Annotated in this window: 16 protein-coding genes; 5 read left to right on the forward strand and 11 right to left on the reverse strand. The window is 73.9% G+C overall.

Features of this window, described 5'->3' with window-relative positions; genetic code table 11:
- Window positions 1-145 precede the first annotated feature (145 nt).
- On the forward strand, window positions 146-1,015 hold the full coding sequence (locus ABEE00_RS13060; RefSeq protein WP_345745570.1) for an ABC transporter ATP-binding protein: 870 nt from the start codon (window positions 146-148) through the stop codon (window positions 1,013-1,015).
- A complete protein-coding gene (locus ABEE00_RS13065; protein WP_345745571.1) occupies window positions 1,015-3,546 on the forward strand; it encodes an ABC transporter permease in 2,532 nt (843 codons plus the stop codon). Before ABEE00_RS13060 ends, ABEE00_RS13065 begins: the two co-directional genes overlap by 1 nt.
- 62 nt (window positions 3,547-3,608) lie before the next feature.
- Here the strand turns inward: ABEE00_RS13065 and ABEE00_RS13070 are convergent, their stop codons facing one another.
- The 5 genes from ABEE00_RS13070 to ABEE00_RS13090 all read right to left on the reverse strand — a co-directional run bounded on the left by ABEE00_RS13070 (window position 3,609) and on the right by ABEE00_RS13090 (window position 7,714).
- Complete coding sequence (locus tag ABEE00_RS13070; RefSeq protein ID WP_345745572.1) at window positions 3,609-4,067, reverse strand: MerR family transcriptional regulator; 459 nt, start codon at window positions 4,065-4,067, stop codon at window positions 3,609-3,611.
- The gene (locus ABEE00_RS13075; RefSeq protein WP_345745573.1) at window positions 4,064-4,525 is read right to left on the reverse strand and encodes a hypothetical protein; all 462 of its coding nucleotides are present in this window, start codon (window positions 4,523-4,525) and stop codon (window positions 4,064-4,066) included. The genes ABEE00_RS13070 and ABEE00_RS13075 overlap by 4 nt, the downstream gene beginning before the upstream one ends.
- Window positions 4,526-4,639: 114 nt before the next feature.
- The gene (locus ABEE00_RS13080) at window positions 4,640-5,680 is read right to left on the reverse strand and encodes a questin oxidase family protein (protein ID WP_345745574.1); all 1,041 of its coding nucleotides are present in this window, start codon (window positions 5,678-5,680) and stop codon (window positions 4,640-4,642) included.
- A gap of 316 nt (window positions 5,681-5,996) precedes the next feature.
- Window positions 5,997-6,629, reverse strand: coding sequence for an MBL fold metallo-hydrolase (locus ABEE00_RS13085; RefSeq protein ID WP_345745575.1), 633 nt, complete (start codon window positions 6,627-6,629; stop codon window positions 5,997-5,999).
- Window positions 6,629-7,714, reverse strand: coding sequence for an S-(hydroxymethyl)mycothiol dehydrogenase (locus ABEE00_RS13090; protein WP_345745576.1), 1,086 nt, complete (start codon window positions 7,712-7,714; stop codon window positions 6,629-6,631). Before ABEE00_RS13090 ends, ABEE00_RS13085 begins: the two co-directional genes overlap by 1 nt.
- 176 nt (window positions 7,715-7,890) lie before the next feature.
- On the opposite strand from ABEE00_RS13090, the gene ABEE00_RS13095 reads away from it, so the two are divergent.
- On the forward strand, window positions 7,891-9,240 hold the full coding sequence (locus ABEE00_RS13095; RefSeq protein ID WP_345745577.1) for an MFS transporter: 1,350 nt from the start codon (window positions 7,891-7,893) through the stop codon (window positions 9,238-9,240).
- A gap of 119 nt (window positions 9,241-9,359) precedes the next feature.
- Here the strand turns inward: ABEE00_RS13095 and ABEE00_RS13100 are convergent, their stop codons facing one another.
- Window positions 9,360-10,025 (reverse strand): TetR/AcrR family transcriptional regulator, encoded by a 666-nt coding sequence (locus ABEE00_RS13100; RefSeq protein WP_345745578.1) that lies wholly within the window; start codon window positions 10,023-10,025, stop codon window positions 9,360-9,362.
- A gap of 106 nt (window positions 10,026-10,131) precedes the next feature.
- Between ABEE00_RS13100 and ABEE00_RS13105 the strand changes: the two genes are divergently transcribed.
- The gene (locus ABEE00_RS13105) at window positions 10,132-10,590 is read left to right on the forward strand and encodes a nuclear transport factor 2 family protein (RefSeq protein ID WP_345745579.1); all 459 of its coding nucleotides are present in this window, start codon (window positions 10,132-10,134) and stop codon (window positions 10,588-10,590) included.
- A 24-nt stretch (window positions 10,591-10,614) separates the two neighbouring features.
- On the opposite strand, the gene ABEE00_RS13110 is transcribed toward ABEE00_RS13105, so the two are convergent.
- From ABEE00_RS13110 to ABEE00_RS13120, 3 genes are all read right to left on the reverse strand, one after another.
- A complete protein-coding gene (locus tag ABEE00_RS13110) occupies window positions 10,615-12,000 on the reverse strand; it encodes an FAD-binding oxidoreductase (protein ID WP_345745855.1) in 1,386 nt (461 codons plus the stop codon).
- Window positions 12,001-12,332: 332 nt separating this feature from the next.
- On the reverse strand, window positions 12,333-12,908 hold the full coding sequence (locus tag ABEE00_RS13115; protein WP_345745580.1) for a TerD family protein: 576 nt from the start codon (window positions 12,906-12,908) through the stop codon (window positions 12,333-12,335).
- 430 nt (window positions 12,909-13,338) lie between these two features.
- Window positions 13,339-13,866: a DUF6314 family protein gene (locus ABEE00_RS13120; protein WP_345745581.1), complete on the reverse strand. Its 528-nt coding sequence runs from the start codon at window positions 13,864-13,866 to the stop codon at window positions 13,339-13,341.
- 105 nt (window positions 13,867-13,971) lie between these two features.
- Between ABEE00_RS13120 and ABEE00_RS13125 the strand changes: the two genes are divergently transcribed.
- Window positions 13,972-14,793: a pentapeptide repeat-containing protein gene (locus ABEE00_RS13125; RefSeq protein WP_345745582.1), complete on the forward strand. Its 822-nt coding sequence runs from the start codon at window positions 13,972-13,974 to the stop codon at window positions 14,791-14,793.
- Here the strand turns inward: ABEE00_RS13125 and ABEE00_RS13130 are convergent.
- Entirely contained in the window at window positions 14,771-15,757 is a 987-nt protein-coding gene (locus tag ABEE00_RS13130) for an ornithine cyclodeaminase family protein (RefSeq protein WP_345745583.1), read from the reverse strand. The genes ABEE00_RS13125 and ABEE00_RS13130 overlap by 23 nt on opposite strands.
- A gap of 197 nt (window positions 15,758-15,954) precedes the next feature.
- The gene (locus ABEE00_RS13135) at window positions 15,955-16,665 is read right to left on the reverse strand and encodes an SH3 domain-containing protein (protein ID WP_345745584.1); all 711 of its coding nucleotides are present in this window, start codon (window positions 16,663-16,665) and stop codon (window positions 15,955-15,957) included.
- Window positions 16,666-16,698: the final 33 nt, after the last annotated feature.

Below are 16,698 nucleotides of genomic sequence, written 5' to 3' on the forward strand. Positions count from 1 at the left end.
AGGCCGTGGTGGCCCGCCAGGCGGGTGTGGGAGGCATGGGGCAACGGTAGCCGCGCCGTCCGCGTACGGGAGTAGAGCTGCCTCTACCTCGGAAGTAGAGGGGAGATCAGTGCCGGGCCCCTGTCCGGGGCAGTGGGATCGGGGCATGACGAGAACCCGCAAGACGAAGACGGCGACAAGCCGGAGCGTGGCGGCCGACCGGAGCGTGGCGGCGGCTCCGAGCGTGGAGACGACGAGCCCGATCTCCCCGCACGACGCCGTCGAACTGCACGGCGTACGCAAGGTCCACGGCACCGGCGGGCGGCGGGTGACCGCGCTGGACGGCGTCACCCTCGGCTTTCCGCGCGGCACCTTCACCGCGATCATGGGCCCCTCCGGTTCGGGGAAGTCGACACTGCTGCAGTGCGCGGCGGGCCTGGAGCAGCCGACCGAGGGGCGGATCGTCCTCGCCGGGGTGGACATCGGCCGGCAGAGCGAGAAGGAGCGCACCGCGCTGCGCCGCGACCGCGCCGGCTTCGTCTTCCAGGCGTTCAATCTGGTCGAGTCCCTGACGGCGGCGCAGAACGTGGAGCTCCCCGGCCGGTTCGCCGGTCGCAGGGCCGGCCGTGAGCGGGTCGCGTACGCGCTCGACGCCGTCGGGCTCGCGGAGCGCGCCGGCCACCGGCCCAGCGAGCTGTCCGGCGGCCAGCAGCAGCGCGTCGCGCTGGCCCGCGCCCTGGTCACCCGCCCCGACGTGCTCTTCGCCGACGAGCCGACCGGCGCACTGGACACGGTCACCTCGCGTGAAGTGCTGCGCATGATGCGGAGGCTGGTGGACGAGGAGGGCCAGACCACCCTGATGGTCACCCACGATCCGGTGGCGGCTGCCGTGGCCGACGTCGTGGTCTTCCTCAAGGACGGCCGGATCGCCGACCGCTTCCTGCTCGGCGGCGAACAGGGCGGCAGCGGAGACGGCGAGCGCGGCGGGGACCACGCGGCCGTGATCGCGGGCCGCATGGCCCGGCTGGAGGCGTGATGCTGATCCTCGCGAACGTACGCGAACGCTGGTCGGCGCTGCTCGGCGCCTTCGTCGCCGTCCTGGCCGGCGTGTCACTGATCACCGCCACGCTGGTCGTGCACGACTCCGTACGCCCCGGAGTCCAGCCGCGGTACGCAGGGGCAGCCGCCCTGGTAGTGCCCCCGCGCGTGCTCGACGTGGACGACAGCCCGGAGGACCGCATGCCGTGGAGCGGGGCCGAGGCCCGGCCCCTGCTGGCCGGTCTGGGCAAGGTGGAGGGCGTGTCCGAGGTGGTCGTCGACCGGTCCTTCTACGCGCAGGCCATCCGCGGCGGCGAACCCGTCGCCGACGAGGGCGCTTCGGAGGCCGGCCATGGTTGGGCGAGTACCCGGATGGCGCCGTACCGGCTGGTCTCCGGACGGGCACCGAAGGGGGACCACGAGGTCGTGGTGGACCGGGCGCTGGGCGCGGCCGTGGGCCGCGGGCTGACCGTCAACATCGCCGCGGGGCGCGCGCATTTCACCGTCGTCGGCACCGTGGACGGGCCCGGCTACTACTTCAGCGAGGCGTTCGCCGCGCGGCAGCAGCCGGGAGTCCGCACGATCGGGTTGATCGCGGATGAGGGGGCTTCGAGTGGTTCGGTCGTGTCCGGCGCCAGGAAGGTGCTCGACGCCGGGGGCAGCGCGCTCGCCCGCGACGCGGCCTCAGGCGAAGTGGCTTCGGACGACGCGGCCCCGGGCGACGTGGCCTCAGGCAAGGCCGCCTCCGGCGACGTCCTCTCCGGTGCCGGGCGCGCCGAACTCCAGCCCCGGTACGCCGAGCACCAGCGCTTCCTGGGCGTGCAGCTCATCGGCGCCATGGCCCTACTCACCCTGTTCACCACGGTGTTCGTGGTGGCTTCCATGCTGGTGCTCGCGACCGGGATGCGCCGCCGCGAGATCGGCCTGCTGCGTACCCTCGGCGCCGCGCCCGCGCAGATCCGCCGCATGATCCTGGGCGAGGCGGCCGTGGTCGGACTGCTCGGCGCGATCGCAGGGTGCGCGGCCGGCGCGGCCGCGGCCCCGCTGCTGTGCGGCGCCCTCGACGGTCTGGGCGTGGTCCCGCCGGACGTGCGGGTGACCGTCAACGCGTGGCCGCTGCTCACGGCAGCCGCGATCGGCGTCGGCGTCAGCGTGACCGGTGCCTGGAGCGCCGGCCGCAAGGCCGCCAGGGTCGCCCCGATCGAGGCCCTGCTGGACAGCCGGTCCGCCAACGCGGGCATGGCGCGCGGGCGTTGGATCGCCGCCCTGGCCGCACTGGCCGCCGGCGCGCTGCTCGCGCTCGGCACCGCCACCACCGGCGCGGACGACCGCGTCACCATGGCGCTCTGCGCCACGATGGCGCTGATCGTCGCCGCGGCGCTGCTGGCACCCGTGCTCGTCGGCCCGGCCGGGCGCTTCCTCACGGCCCCGTTCGTACGCGGCGTACGCGGCGGTTCGGCGGGCCCGGTCCTGGTCCGGGCCGAACTCGTCGCCAACCCCCGCCGCGCGGCCTCGCTGGCGGCCCCGGTGATCGCCGCCGTCGGCTTCGCGGTGCTGATCAGCGGCGCGGTCGAGACGATGCGGGTGGCCTACCCGGCGGGCGAGGCGCTCGAGGTCTCGGGCCAGACGATCGTCACGCCGGACGGCACACCCGGCAACACCGACGAGACGGTCGCGGCCAACCCGGTCGGCAAGGCCGCCCTCCCGACCCGCGCCTTCGTACTGGGGGCCGGGGGTACGGGGAAGGACGCCGGGGAACGCGCCAGGGAGCACCCGGGTTCCGAGGCCGGCGCCACCGTCCTCGACGTCCTGGGCAGCAGGGACCCGCGCTGGAACAAGCCGGGCGAGGCCGTGCTCGGCGCGCGCACCGCGCGGGAACTGGGGCTGCGCGAGGGGCGGATCGCCTCCGTACGGTTCGCCGACGGGCAGCGCGTGGCCCTGCGCGTCGCAGCGGTGCTGCCCGACGACCCGGCACGCGGCGACTTCGTGGTCGCGCGCGATCTGGTCCGCGCCCACGACCCGGCCGCGCTCACCGACGACATCTTCGTCCCCGGCGACGCGAAGGCGAGCGCCGCGGTCCCCGGCACGGCTCTGCACGACGCCGCCGCGTACGCCGTGGCCGACTACGAGACCGACGCCAGGCTCACGGACAGCCTCGCGGCCATGCTGACCGTGATCGCCGTGGGCTACAGCGTCATCGCGGTCGTGAACAGCATGGCCATGGCCGCGCACGGCAGGCGCCGGGACTTCGGGGTGCTGAGGTCGGCCGGCGGCACCGTACGCCAGTTGCTGCTGGTCTCGGCGGGCGAGATCGGCCTGGTCATCGCGATCGGCGCTGCCCTCGGCGTACTGGTCCCCCTGCTCCCGCTGGCCGCCATGGCCTCCGGACTCTCCGAGGCCACCTCGTCCGAGGTCCCTTTGCGCCTGGACATGGGCGCCATCGCGCCGGCCGTCGCCTGCACGCTGCTGGCGGCGGTGACGGCCGGGGTCGCGGTGACGGGGAGGACGCTGCGGAGGCAGGGGGCGTAGCGGGGGCCGAACGCCCTTGCCGCGAACGGGGGTCACGCCGCACGACCGACGTGGCCCCCGGCCTACGTTTCGGCGCCCGGTCCGGTCCCCGCGCCGGCCTCATCCCCGGTCAGCGCCGCCTCCACGGGGCACGCGCAGTCGGTGCCGGTGCCGGTGCCGGTGCCGGATTCGGTGCCGGTGGCCGTCGTGGTGTCGGCCAGCGTGGCCAGTGCCGTACGCATGCGCGTCAGGTCGGCGATGCGCTCGTCGAGGTCCGCCAGCTTGGCGTCGACGACGCTGCGCAACTGTGCGGACGCGACCGTGCCCCCTTGCGAGAGCGCCAGGAACGCCGCGACGTCGCCCATGCCGAACCCCAACTGCTGCGCCCGCTGCACGAAGCGGACGCGGCGTACGTCCTCGCGCGAGTAGCGGCGGTAGCCGGAGTGCGGGTCGCGTTCGGGGGAGAGGAACCCGCGGCGTTCGTAATAGCGCAGCGTGCTCGGCGGCACTCCGGCGGCGCGTGCGGCCTCGGTCGGTGTCATGGGGCAAGGATCTCCCGCGTGCGGAGGGCGGCGCCCGCTCGCTGCCGGAACAGGTGCCGCCCCTGCGCGAGCAGGAAGCCGGCCTCGAGCACGAGGAAGACCCCGAGCACGGGGGTCGCGCCGCAGGCCAGGGCGTACGTCATCAGCGAGGCGAAGGCCGCCCGGCCGGCGGTGTCGGCGACGGCGGTCACGACGTCGCCGCGTACCAGCCGCACCACCGCCCACATCGTCACCAGCACGCCGAAGAAGGTGACGAACAGCAGGTGCTCCGGCGCGAACTGCCCCGGGGCGCGCCCCGGCAGACCGAAAGCCGCGTGCACGGCACGTACCCCGTCGATGACGAGCCGGGCGGTCCAGGGCGTCGCGAACAGGGGCGCGACGGCGAGGTCGTACCAGGCGCCCGCACGGACGGGATCGGTACGGAGGCGGGAGCCGGTGTGTGTCGGGTGCGTTGTCATGGCCGGAACGGTGCACCCTGCACCGCGGTGCGGGGTCAAGTGGACCTTCCCCGGGGCGCGTGGTGACCGCCGGCCGAGCTCGGGCGCGAGCGCCGTCCGCCGCGGTGGGCCCGGCTACCGCTCGATGAGCTGCGTGGCCCGGTGAATCGCCGCGTGGGCGATGACCGGATCGGCGATGTCCAGTGCCGTGTCGGCGAGTTTGACGACGTGTTCGTCGCCGTGCGCCGCGGCGCGCTCGAACATCTCCTCCGGCGCCGGGTCCTCGGCCTCCGGCAGCGGTCGCGCCTCGCGGGGCGCGTACGCGGCCGTGATCGCCGCGCTCGCCGACCAGGCGGCGGCGAAGCCGGGCAGCCACAACTCCCGCGGCAGCGCGGGGAGTACGCGCAGCACCGCGTTCGGCCCGGTGGCCGCGTGCACCAGCATGACGGGGCTGCCGTGCCCGTGCGTGGCGTACCGCAGGGTCGCCGCCCGCACCAGCGCTTCCAGCCCGGCCCGCGCCTCCTCGGGGCCGAGGCCGTCGCCGCCCGGCCTGGGCGGCAGCGCGGTGATGAGCGGGAGCCGCTGCCTGATGCCCAGGTCACTCCCGTACGGGGCCACCAGCGGCACCGCGTCCAGCGCCTCTCCTGCGGTGCGCGGCGCGCCCTCGTACGGCAGCTTCCCGATCCCGGTGAGGAACTGGTGCCGGGCCGCCCAGTAGCCGAGCGCGTGCGCCAGTTCGGCGATCCGCGGCCCGGTGACCTCGCCCTCCAGCAGGCCCCGTACGCAGTGGCCGACGCGGATCACCGGGTGGGTGGCGGCGGCGACGATGCCGGGCAGCAGGCGCGGCCACCACTGGACCAGCACGTCCTGCCAGGGGCGCGCGCCGAGTTGGCGGCCGAAGTACACGATCCAGTCGGCGAGGCGGCGGTGATCGCCCAGCGCCTCCTGCCAGTTGTCGTCGTGCACGGGGGCGACGGGGGAGGGCATGTCCTCCAGCTTGTCGCGGTAACCGTCGATCCACCGGTGCACGGTGTGCGCCTGTCCGTGCCGGGCCAGGGCTTCCACCGCCATGGGGGCGTGGTTGCTGAGCCAGCCCTCGCGTTCGGGCCCTGTGAAGTGGAGGCGGTCCAGGGCTTCGTCGAGCGTGCCGTTGTCGAGCGTGCCGTCGGAGGTCATGCGGGGACGGTAGGGACGCGGGGCGGTGCGGCGGAACGGACGCGGGACCGAGCCCCGCGTCCGCAATCAGCCGTAGGACCGCGGGGCTCGGGTCGCAAGCGAGTCGTGACGGCTCGTTCGTACGTCACCCGGGGACGCCGCAGACCGGGCGGAGGCCCGGCCGGAGGCGCGGAGCGTCGTAGGGCGGGCCGTAACTCACAAGTCGGGCGCAACCACTCACCCGAATCCCGCCGCAGCGGGAGGCGACCACAAGCAGGCCCGACCGGCGGTCACAGCGCCAAGCCCCGAACGCGCGCTCAGTGCCCCGAACGCGCGCTCAGTGCCCCCGTGCCACCCACTCCTCCAGCTTCGGCGACTCGTCCCCGATGCGGGTCGACGGGCCGTGGCCCGTGCGTACCTCCGTCGTCCCCGGCAGCGTGAAGAGGCGCGTGCGGATCGACTCGATGATGGTCGGGAAGTGCGAGAAGGACCGTCCCGTCGCCCCGGGACCGCCCTGGAACAGGGTGTCCCCGCTGAACACGACGCCCAGGTCGGCGGCGTACAGGCACACCGCACCCGGCGCGTGCCCTGGCGTGTGCAGCACGTTCAGCACCGTACCGGCGACCGCGATGGCCTGGCCGTCCGTCAGTTCGCCGTCGGGATCGCGGTCCGGGTGGGTCTGCCGCCACAGCGGCAGGTCGTCCGGGTGCAGGAGGATCGGCGCCCCGGTACGCGCGGACAGCGCGGGCGCCGCGTCGACGTGGTCGTTGTGCCCGTGCGTGCACACGATCGCCCGCAGCGTACGGCCGCCGAGCGCGTCGGCGATCGCGTCCGCGTCGTGCGCGGCGTCGATGACCACGGCCTCGTGGTCGTCGCCCACGATCCAGACGTTGTTGTCCACGTCCCACTCGCCGCCGTCGAGGCGGAACGTGCCCGAGGTGACCAGGTGGTCGATGCGCGCGGCCGTCATCAGAGCGTCACCACCGAACGCAGCACGTCGCCCTGGTGCATCCGCGCGAACGCGTCCTCGACCTGGTCGAGCCGGATCGTCTCGGTGACGAACGCGTCCAGGTCCAGCCGCCCCTGGAGGTAGAGGTCGATGAGCATCGGGAAGTCGCGTGACGGCAGGCAGTCCCCGTACCAGGAGGACTTCAGCGCGCCTCCGCGCCCGAAGACGTCCAGCAGCGGCAGCTCCAGGCGCATGTCCGGGGTGGGAACGCCGACGAGAACGACCGTTCCCGCCAAGTCCCGCGCGTAGAAGGCCTGCTCATAGGTCTCGGGGCGGCCGACGGCCTCGATCACGACATCGGCGCCGTTGCCGTCGGTCAGCGCCCGTACGCCCTCGACGGGATCCGTCGTGCGGGAGTTGAGGGTGTGGGTGGCGCCCATGCCCTTCGCCGTCTCCAGCTTCCGGTCCTCGACGTCGATCGCGATGATCTTCGCGGCGCCCGCGAGGCGCGCGCCCGCGACCGCCGCGTCGCCGACGCCGCCGCAGCCGATGACCGCGACGCTGTCGCCCCGGCCGACGTTGCCGGTGTTGATGGCCGCGCCGATGCCCGCCATCACGCCGCAGCCCAGCAGCCCCGCGACGGTGGCCGGTGCCTCCGCGTCCACCTTCGTGCACTGGCCCGCGGCGACGAGGGTCTTCTCGGCGAACGCGCCGATGCCCAGCGCGGGCGAGAGCTCCGTGCCGTCGGTCAGCGTCATCTTCTGCCCGGCGTTGTGCGTGTCGAAGCAGTACCAGGGGCGCCCGCGCAGACAGGCGCGGCACTGGCCGCACACCGCGCGCCAGTTGAGGACCACGAAGTCGCCCGGTACGACCTCGGTGACGCCGTCGCCGACGGACTCCACCACGCCGGCGGCCTCGTGGCCGAGGAGGAAGGGGAACTCGTCGTTGATACCGCCCTGCTTGTAGTGCAGGTCGGTGTGGCAGACGCCGCACGCCTGCACCTGCACCACGGCCTCGCCGGGACCCGGGTCCGGGATCACGATCGTCTCGACCCGTACGGGTTCGTCCTTGCCCGGAGCGATGACCCCGCGTACTTCCTGCGCCATCCTCGCGCCCTCCTCTGGAACGGGGGAGGCCGCCGGGGCCGCCCCTCGCCGACGTGCTGGTCCATGAGATCACGGCCGGGGGCGCCGCGTCCCGGTGCCGGGGCCGTCGGGCCGGATGACGACAATGGCTCCGAGCGAATAGATGTACGGGGAAGCCAGAGGGAGCCGTAGACGCCGTGGACCATACGGAAACAGCCGCAGACGAACGCGGAGGAACAGCGGAACGCGGGGGAGACGCACAGGCCGTTCCGCAGGAGAAGCAGCGCGGCTGGCGCCGCTGGGCCATGGACACCCGGCCGCTGCGGCATCCGCCGTTCCGCCGCCTGTGGACCTCCACCACCGTGACCGCGATCGGCAGCCAGCTCACCGCCGTCGCCGTGCCCAAGCAGATATACGACATCACCGGGTCATCGGCCTGGGTGGGCTACGCCAGCTTCGCCGGGCTGCTGCCGCTGGTGGTGTTCGCTCTGTGGGGCGGCGCCGTCGCCGATTCCGTCGACCGGCGCAAGCTGCTGCTGGTCACCAACGCGGGGATCGCCGTCACCTCGCTGCTGTTCTGGATACAGGCGCTGGCCGGAATGCGCTCGGTGTGGCTGCTCATGGTGCTGCTCGCCTGCCAACAGGCGTTCTTCGGCATGAATTCGCCCGCCCGCCAGGCGTCCATCCCGCGCCTGGTCAGCGCGGCCGAACTGCCCGCCGCCAACGCGCTCGGCTCCACCGTCGCGCAGACCGGCATGGTGGTCGGGCCGCTGCTCGCGGGCGCCCTGATCCCGGTACTGGGACTGCCCGAGCTGTACCTGATCGACAGCCTCGCGCTCTGCGCCGCCGTCTGGGCGGTATGGCGCCTGCCCGCGCTGCCACCGCTCGGCGACGGGGACGACGCGCCGGGCAGCGGTACGGGGAGCAGGCGGCGTACCGCCGGCTGGCGCGAAGTGGCCGCCGGCTTCCGCTACATGGCGACCAGCCGCGTCCTTCTGCTCTCTTTCGTCGCCGATGTGATCGCCATGGTCTTCGGCATGCCGCGCGCCCTCTTCCCGCAGCTCGCCGCGACGACCTACGCGCCCTGGGGCGAGGGCTTCGCGCTGGGCCTGCTGTTCGCCGCGATCCCCATCGGGGCGGTCAGCGGCGGCCTGTTGTCCGGAACCTTCTCGCGGGCACGTGCGCACGGATGGATGGTGATCGGCGCCGTGGTGGTCTGGGGCCTCGCCGTCGCGGGGGCCGGGCTGAGCGGCAGCCTGTGGGTGGCCGCCGCCTTCCTCGCCGCGGGCGGCGTGGCCGACATGGTCTCCATGGTGTTCCGCGGGGCGATCCTGCAGTCCGCCGCGACCGACGAGATGCGCGGGCGCATGCAGGGGATGTTCACCGTGGTCGTCGCGGGCGGCCCGCGCCTCGCCGACCTGCTGCACGGCACGGCGGGTTCGGCCCTCGGCCCCGGCACGGCCACCGCCGTGGGCGGCCTGCTCGTGGTCGTCGCGATGCTCGCCCTGGCCGCCGCGGTACCGGCCCTGCGCCGCTACCGCATCTGAGGGGCCGCGCCGGCCGTGCAGGGGAGCGCCGCGTGCGGACGCCATGTGCGGCCGGCGCGCGGTGTACGGAGCTCCGTGTGCGGCGGGGGTACCGCGTACGCCTGGTTCCCGTACGCGTCCTACGTACGGGAGCGGGCCGCGCGGCGTGCCTCCGAGCGAGAACGGGCGTTCTCTGTGCGGGAGTTGCCCATCACCGGCGCCCTCGTGCCCGGGGCCGTGAGCGCCGCGTCGAGCAGGGTCCCGGCGGCGGCGCGCGCGTCCCGTGCCGCCGCCGGACCGCCGCCCGACGCGGCGGTCGCGGTCGCGCCGTCCATCAGGAGCAGGAGCTGCTCGGCGAGGGTGTTCGCCGCCGCGGGGTGGACCGGCAATTCCCGGGTGAGGCCGCGCAGATAGCGGCGCAGCTCCCGCTTGTGGTCGCGCACGGCCTCGGCGACCGGGGCCGAGGAAGGCCCCAGCTCTCCCAGCGAGTTGAGGAACGCGCAGCCGCGGAAGCCCGGTTCGGAGAACCAGTCGTGCAGCCAGTCGAAGACGGCGAGCGGCGCCTTGGCGGGAGAACGGGCGTTCTCGCTCACATAGGACCGCAGTTCACCGCGCCAGCGCTCGTCGCGGCGCCGCAGGCAGGCTTCCACGAGCGCCTCCTTGGAGGCGAAGCACTGGTAGGCGCGCTTGAGCGACACCCCGGAAACCGACCGGAGTTCGTCCATGCCGACGGCCTGGACGCCCCGTGCGTAGAACAGCTCCTCCGCGGCGTCGAGCAGCCGCGCGTAGGCCTCGTCAAGGTCCATGGACCCTCCCCCTCCCGTGGAGAACGTGCGTTCTCTAGGCTAGGCCATGGTCGGGGAGAACGGTCGTTCTCCCTGCAATCTCCGCACCTCACAGGAGCCGATCGCGATGACCGCACGTCCGCCCTTCCCGCCGTTCGACGAGGACTCAGCCCGCCAGAAGGTGCAGGCCGCCGAGGACGCCTGGAACACCCGCGACCCCGAACGCGTCGCGCTCGCCTACACCGAGGACTCGGTGTGGCGTAACCGGGACAGGTTCCTCACGGGGCGCGCGGAGATCACGGAGTTCCTGCGCGAGAAGTGGGAGCGGGAGCTGGACTACGCGCTGCGCAAGGAGTTGTGGAGCTTCGGCGGCGACCGGATCGCGGTGCGCTTCCAGTACGAGTGCCGGGACGCGGCGGGCCAGTGGTGGCGCAGCTACGGGAACGAGCTGTGGGAGTTCACCGCCGAGGGACTCATGGCGCGCAGGGAGGCCAGCATCGACGACGTACGGATCGAGGAGTCGGAGCGCCGCATCACGGGCCCGCGCCCCGAGTCGGAACGGGGCGCGGGACTGCCGCTGCGATGACGGGAGTTGCCGGAAGGGGGCGGGTCAGGCGGGGCCGACGACCTTGCCGGGGTTGAGGATCCCGTACGGGTCGAGCGCCTGCTTGACCGCCTGTTGCAGGGCCAGCGCCTGCGGGCCCAGCTCGGCGTCCATGCCGCGCCGCTTGAGCATGCCGACGCCGTGCTCGCCGGTCACGGTGCCGCCCAGCGCGATCGCGGCGTCCAGGATCTCCTCGAAGGCGAGCTGGGCCCTGGCGCGCGCCGCCTCGTCGCCGGGCGGGGTGATCAGCAGCGGGTGCAGGTTGCCGTCCGCCGCGTGCGCGATGTTGGCGATCAGCACGTCGTGCGCCGCCGCGATCTCCTCGACGCGGGCCAGCATGCGCGGGATCAGCGCCCGCGGTACGCACACGTCCTCGGTGAGTACGGGGCCGAGCCGCTCCAGCGCGGGGTAGGCCAGGCGGCGCGCCTCGAACAGGGCGTCGGCCTCGTGCTGGTCCGTGGAGCGCGCGGCCCAGCTCGCCCCCGCGCCCTCGAAGCACGCGAGCATCCGGTCCGCCTCGGCGTCGCCGGCCGGGCCCAGGGTGTCGCTGCGGCCCAGGAGCACGACCTCGGCCTCGGCGGAGAGGCCCATGTTCTTCCACTCGTCGACGGCGGCCAGGCAGTGCCGGTCGACGAGTTCCAGCGCCGAGGGGATCACGCCCTCGGCGACGACCGCGCTGACCGCCTCGCCGGCCGCGACCACGGAGTCGAAGTAGCCCACGACGGTGCGCTCTGGCGGCCGTTGGGGCAGGAGCCGCACGGTGATCTCGGTGATCACGCCGAGGGTGCCCTCCGAGCCCACGAGCAGCCCGCACAGGTCGTACCCGGCGACGCCCTTCGCGGTGCGCCGCCCCAGCGCGACCGGCTCGCCCGTGCCGCCGACCATGCGCAGGCCCAGGACGTAGTCGCGGGTCACGCCGTACTTGGCGCAGCACATGCCGCCCGCGTTGGTCGCGGTGTTGCCGCCGATCGTGGACCACGGCGAACTGGCCGGGTCCGGCGGATACCAGAGCCCCTGCTCGGCGCAGGCGGCGCGCAGGTCGTCGTTGACCACCCCTGGCTGGACCACGGCGAGGCGCTCCGCCGGGTTGATCTCCAGGATGCGGTTCATGTCCTCGAAGGAGACGATCACCGCGCCGTCGACCGCGTTCGCGCCGCCGGACAGGCCCGTGCCTGCGCCGCGCGGCACCAGCGGAATCCGGTGCGCCACGCAGTGCCGCACCAGGTCACGCACCTCGGCCTCGCTCTGCGGCCGCACCACGGCGAGCGGCCGCCCGTGCGGGGCCCACTCGGCCTCGTCGTGCCGGTAGCGGTCCATCGCGTCGGGATCCGTGGTCACCCGCCCTGCGGGCAGCACCTCCGTCAGCGCCTCGCCCGCGGCTCCGTGCTCCATTGCTTCGTGTGCCACGCCTGTACGCCTCCGCCTCTCTCGTACCGGGCGCCATCACATCATCGGCACACCGGCGGTGGGCGGGAGGGGTGCTGGAGGCGGGCCGTGCGGGCGAGAACGAGCGTTCTCGGGCGCGGGGTCCGGGCGCCCGAGGCCCGAGGAGGCCGCCGGGCGGGGGCTCGCACAACCCCGCCCGGCGACTGACCGCCCCGCCCCCGCGGGGCACGGCAGCCGGATGCAGTCGGCCGCCGGTCTCTCCTCACGGGCCGCGGCCGCGGCGACGGCCCGATTCCCGGACGGAGGCCGCCGCTCTCCGCTCCGGGCTGCCCAAGATCTCAGACGTTGACGCCGAAGTCCTGGGCGATTCCGGCCAGTCCCGAGGCGTACCCCTGGCCCACGGCGCGGAACTTCCACTCGTCGCCACGCCGGTAGAGCTCGCCGAAGACCATCGCGGTCTCCGACGCGGCGTCCTCCGAGAGGTCGTAGCGGGCGAGCTCGGCGCCGCCCTCCTGGTTGACGACGCGGATGAAGGCGTTCCGCACCTGGCCGAAGCTCTGCCCCCGGGCCTCCGCCTCGTGGATGGAGACCGGGAAGACGATCCGGTCGACCTCGGCCGGCACCGCCGAGAGGTCCACCTTGATCGCCTCGTCGTCGCCCTCGCCCTCGCCGGTGAGGTTGTCACCGGTGTGCTGGACCGAACCGTCCGGGCTGGTCAGGTTGTTGTAGAAGACGAAGTGGGCATCCGAGAGCACCTTGCCGGAGTCGCCGCACAGCAGGGCGCTGGCGTCCAGGTCGTGGTCGGCTCCTGTGGTGGTGCGCACGTCCCAGCCCAGGCCGACCAGGACCGCGCGCAGGCCCGGTGCTTCCTTGCTCAGCGAGACGTTGCCGCCCTTGGCGAGTGTGACTCCCACGATTCCTCCTGTCCGGCCGCCCGTTCACCGGGCGGTCCGGCGCGCACGCGATCCGTCGGTTTTCCGCGCTCAAATCTACAGCAATGTAGAAGTTCAACGGCGGCCCCGACCCTGTGCGGTCCCATCCCGCGACGGGGCGCACCTTGGGTGCCCCCGCTTCCGGGGCTTCGCCCCGGGCCCGGCCGGGAGAGCGGGACGGGGCCGCGCGGGCGCAGCCGGCAGGGAGGCGAGTGCGGAACCGGCGGACCGGAACCCCGCAGCGAATCGCGACGGCTTGTTCGTACGTCACCCGGGAACGCCGCAGGCCGGAGCGAGGCCCGGCCGGAGGCGCGGAGCGTCGTAGGGCGGGCCGTCACTCACAAGCCGGGCGCAACCACGAACCCGAATCCCGCCGCGGCGGGAAGTGCCCCGCAGTGATTCCGACCGGCGGTCACATCCGGACGTAGACCGACGACAGCACGTAGTCCTTCGCTGGGCCCCGTACCTCCCAGCGCAGGTGCCACTCGTCGGGCGAGACGACCGTGAACTCGCCCTCGTACCGGTCGGCCGCGCACGGATGCGTCGCCGACCACCGGCCTTGCCGCAGGTCCAGCTCGTGGAAGGGGCGGCCGTCCTCGAAGGACACCGACGCCGTGCCGTCCCCCAGCGGTGCCAGCCGCAGCACCCGCCGCGCCTCACGCGCCGCGCCCGCCCACTCCATGACGCCCTCCTCGGAGTGCAGCCACTCCCCGGTGCCGTCGTCGGCCGCGCGGAACTCCGCGTACCCGGTGAAGCGCCCCGCGTGCCCCGACCCGGCGTCGCGCATCTCGCGCGCCACCCGCCAGCGGCCCGCCAGGTACGCGACCGCGTCGGGCACGGGGAGCGGCTCGGGAAGCGGCTGCGGGCGCGGGCCCGCGAACGCGGCGGAGAACGGCCGTTCTCCGCCCGTCGGCGGCCCGGGAACGCTGTCGGAGGTCATGCCGCCAGTCTCCCAGGGTGCTCAGCCCCACCACGGGCGCGGGACAATGGACGACAACGGTCCACAAAAGCTGCCCACTCGGCATCACGGAGGAGAACACCCCCGATGTCCAGCCCCCACACCACCGACCCGCGCCCGGAGTTGAGCGGCGACTGCTCCGCCTGCTTCGGGCTGTGCTGTGTCGCGCTGCCGTTCTCCGCCTCGGCGGACTTCGCCGCCGACAAGGAGGCGGGCAGGCCGTGCGGGAATCTCCTCGCGGACTTCCGCTGCGGCATCCACGACAGGCTGCGCGAGAGCGGGTACGCGGGGTGCACCGTGTACGACTGCTTCGGCGCGGGTCAGCAGGTGTCCCAGGTCACCTTCGGCGGCGTCGACTGGCGCAGCGCGCCGGACACCGCGCGCCGGATGTTCGAGGTGTTCCCGGTGATGCGGCAGATCCACGAACTGCTGCGGTACGTGACCGAGGCGCTGCACCTCCCCGCGGCCCGCCCCGTACACGGCGAACTCGACGCCGCGCGGCAGGAGTTGGAGGACCTGACCAGGGACAACGCCGATGCGGTGGCCGGCGCCGACGTGCCCGGGCTGCGCGCGCGGTTCAACCCCCTGCTCCTGCGCGCGAGCGAACTCGCGCGCGCCGAGGTCCCCGGCCGCACGAAGGACCGCCGCGGCGCCGACCTCTTCGGCGCGAAGCTGACCGGCGCCAGGCTGCGCGGCGCCTGCCTGCGCGGCGCGGTGCTGGTCGCCGCCCGGCTCGACGGGGCCGATCTGCGCCGGGCCGACCTGACCGGCGCAGACCTGCGGGACGCGGATGTGCGCGGCGCCGATCTGACCGGGGCGCTGTTCGTGACCCAGCCCCAACTGGAGGCCGCGCGCGGCGACTCCGCGACGCGGATCCCCGAAGGGCTCACCCGGCCCCGGCACTGGTGACCTGGCCGTTTCCGTTTCCGTCCTCGCCCCTGGCGCCCCGGTGGGCGGCCGCCGCGAGGACCACGTCCTGCCAGGCCATCCCGACGGATTTGAACAGCCGCGGACGGTCCCCTGCCACCTGCCCCGGATCCCGTACGAGGTCCTGGAGTGTGATCAGCCGGTCCTCCGCGAGCGCGCCCTCGGCGAGCGGGACGACCACGTCGCCGGCCTCGCGGCGCGCGGTGTCCACGTCCTCGACGACGACCGTGCTGCGGCGCACGGTGGCCGTGTCCACCTCGCGGTCATGGGGCGAGTGCGACCCCATCGCGACGACCGTGGCGTGCGGTTGCAGCGCCGAGCCGTCGAAGAGCGGGCTGCTCGCCGAGGTGCAGCAGGCCACGATGTCGGCCTCGGCCAGCGCCGTTCCGGCGTCGGCCACCGCGGCGGGAATGCCCGTCTCTCTGCACCGTTCGGCCAGAGAACGGGCGTTCTCCGGGGTGCGGCCCACGATGTGTACGGAGGTCAGGGGCCGCACCTGGTGTACGGCCACCGCGTGGGCCAGTGCCTGCGGCCCCGTACCGAAGACGGCCAGGCGCGCGGAGTCCGGTGTGGCCAGGCAGTCGACGGCCAGCGCCGAGACGGCCGAGGTGCGCAGGAGCGTCAGCGTCTCGCCGTCCAGGAGCGCGAGCGGTCGCAGCGTCGCGCCCTCCAGGAGCAGATAGCTGCCGGTGATGCGGGGCAGGCCGCGCGCGGGGTTGTCCGGCGCCACCCCCGTGATCTTCACCCCCGCGTACCCGCCGTGCTCGGCCGGCATCAGCAGCAACTCGCCCGCGTCGAGCGGGACTTTGGAGCGCGGCGGCGTGGCGGACACGTCCAGTCCCGAGGCGAGCGCGTGGCGCAGCGCCTCGACCGCGTCGCCTGGCGGGAGGGCCCGGGTGAGGGCGGGGCCGTCGATCGTTCTCGGGGTGCGGGTCGTCGCGGTCATCCGGCCCAGTAGAACGGAAGGCCCGCGACCTCCACAATCGGGCGCCGCAACGCGTCCGGCACCGCACGCTCGGTGCGGTGCCGGAGGTGTCCCGCGAGGGGACCGGCGCGGCGTGGCGACGGGCGCCGGACCTCACAATCCCCGCGGGACGGGCCTCAGTTGCACGAGCCCTGAGGCTGCTTCTGCGGCTACTGCGGTTACTGCTTGTGCTGCGGCTGGTTGTGCTGCTTGTGGTTCTGGGGCTTCTGGTGCTGCGCGTGCCCCTGCGAGTGCTCCTGCTTCTGGGGCTTCTGCGCCTGGTGCTGTTGACCCTGCTGCTTGGCCGGCTTCTGCGCCTGCGGCTTCTGCGCCTGCGGCTTCTGCGCCTGGGGCTTGTGCGCCTGGGGCTTCTGGGCCTCCTGCTTCTGCGGCTGCTGCTGGCCGACCGCCGCCTGCTTGGAGTTGCAGCGCGGTACGGCGCCGGTGTTCTTCACGAAGCGGGCGGACACCCAGCGTTCGCTGCCGCGCAGCTTGTACCAGACGGGGTTCCCGGCGACCCGCTGGCCGCTGATCTTGCACTCGAGCCCGACCTTCTGGCCGTGCCGCAGCACGCCGCGCGCGGCGGACTCGGTGCTGCGCTGCTGGCGGGTGTTGACGCCGCGCTCGACGGACACCGTGCCGTACGGCTCGGCCGGCTTCGCGCTCTCCTGCTTGCCCTGCTGGTCCTGCTGTCCGGCCTGCTGCTGCCCCTGACCCTGCTGCCCCTGCCCCTGGCCCTGCTGCGAGGAGTGGCCGGGGCGCGGGGGCTGCGGTGCGCCGACGGGCCCCGGCGCCTGCGCTGCCTGGGCGACTCCGGAGCCGGCCAGCAGCAGCGCGGCGGCCGAGGCGCCGAAGAGGGCGGAAAGTCGGGACGGACGGGAAGATCGCACAAGTTCCTCCAGGAATGCGCTCGTTCGGAAACG

Origin of the sequence: Streptomyces odontomachicola (assembly GCF_039605595.1) — a bacterium.
Lineage (GTDB): Bacteria > Actinomycetota > Actinomycetes > Streptomycetales > Streptomycetaceae > Streptomyces.

Bases quoted from the DNA above. Each gene is read 5' to 3' on its own strand.
- ABEE00_RS13120 (WP_345745581.1), bottom strand. From the start codon at position 13,866: ATGACCTCCGACAGCGTTCCCGGGCCGCCGACGGGCGGAGAACGGCCG.
- ABEE00_RS13070 (WP_345745572.1), bottom strand. From the start codon at position 4,067: ATGACACCGACCGAGGCCGCACGCGCCGCCGGAGTGCCGCCGAGCACG.
- ABEE00_RS13075 (WP_345745573.1), bottom strand. From the start codon at position 4,525: ATGACAACGCACCCGACACACACCGGCTCCCGCCTCCGTACCGATCCC.
- ABEE00_RS13105 (WP_345745579.1), top strand. From the start codon at position 10,132: ATGACCGCACGTCCGCCCTTCCCGCCGTTCGACGAGGACTCAGCCCGC.
- ABEE00_RS13080 (WP_345745574.1), bottom strand. From the start codon at position 5,680: ATGACCTCCGACGGCACGCTCGACAACGGCACGCTCGACGAAGCCCTG.
- ABEE00_RS13100 (WP_345745578.1), bottom strand. From the start codon at position 10,025: ATGGACCTTGACGAGGCCTACGCGCGGCTGCTCGACGCCGCGGAGGAG.
- ABEE00_RS13060 (WP_345745570.1), top strand. From the start codon at position 146: ATGACGAGAACCCGCAAGACGAAGACGGCGACAAGCCGGAGCGTGGCG.
- ABEE00_RS13125 (WP_345745582.1), top strand. From the start codon at position 13,972: ATGTCCAGCCCCCACACCACCGACCCGCGCCCGGAGTTGAGCGGCGAC.
- ABEE00_RS13090 (WP_345745576.1), bottom strand. From the start codon at position 7,714: ATGGCGCAGGAAGTACGCGGGGTCATCGCTCCGGGCAAGGACGAACCC.
- ABEE00_RS13065 (WP_345745571.1), top strand. From the start codon at position 1,015: ATGCTGATCCTCGCGAACGTACGCGAACGCTGGTCGGCGCTGCTCGGC.
- ABEE00_RS13110 (WP_345745855.1), bottom strand. From the start codon at position 12,000: ATGGAGCACGGAGCCGCGGGCGAGGCGCTGACGGAGGTGCTGCCCGCA.
- ABEE00_RS13130 (WP_345745583.1), bottom strand. From the start codon at position 15,757: ATGACCGCGACGACCCGCACCCCGAGAACGATCGACGGCCCCGCCCTC.
- ABEE00_RS13085 (WP_345745575.1), bottom strand. From the start codon at position 6,629: ATGACGGCCGCGCGCATCGACCACCTGGTCACCTCGGGCACGTTCCGC.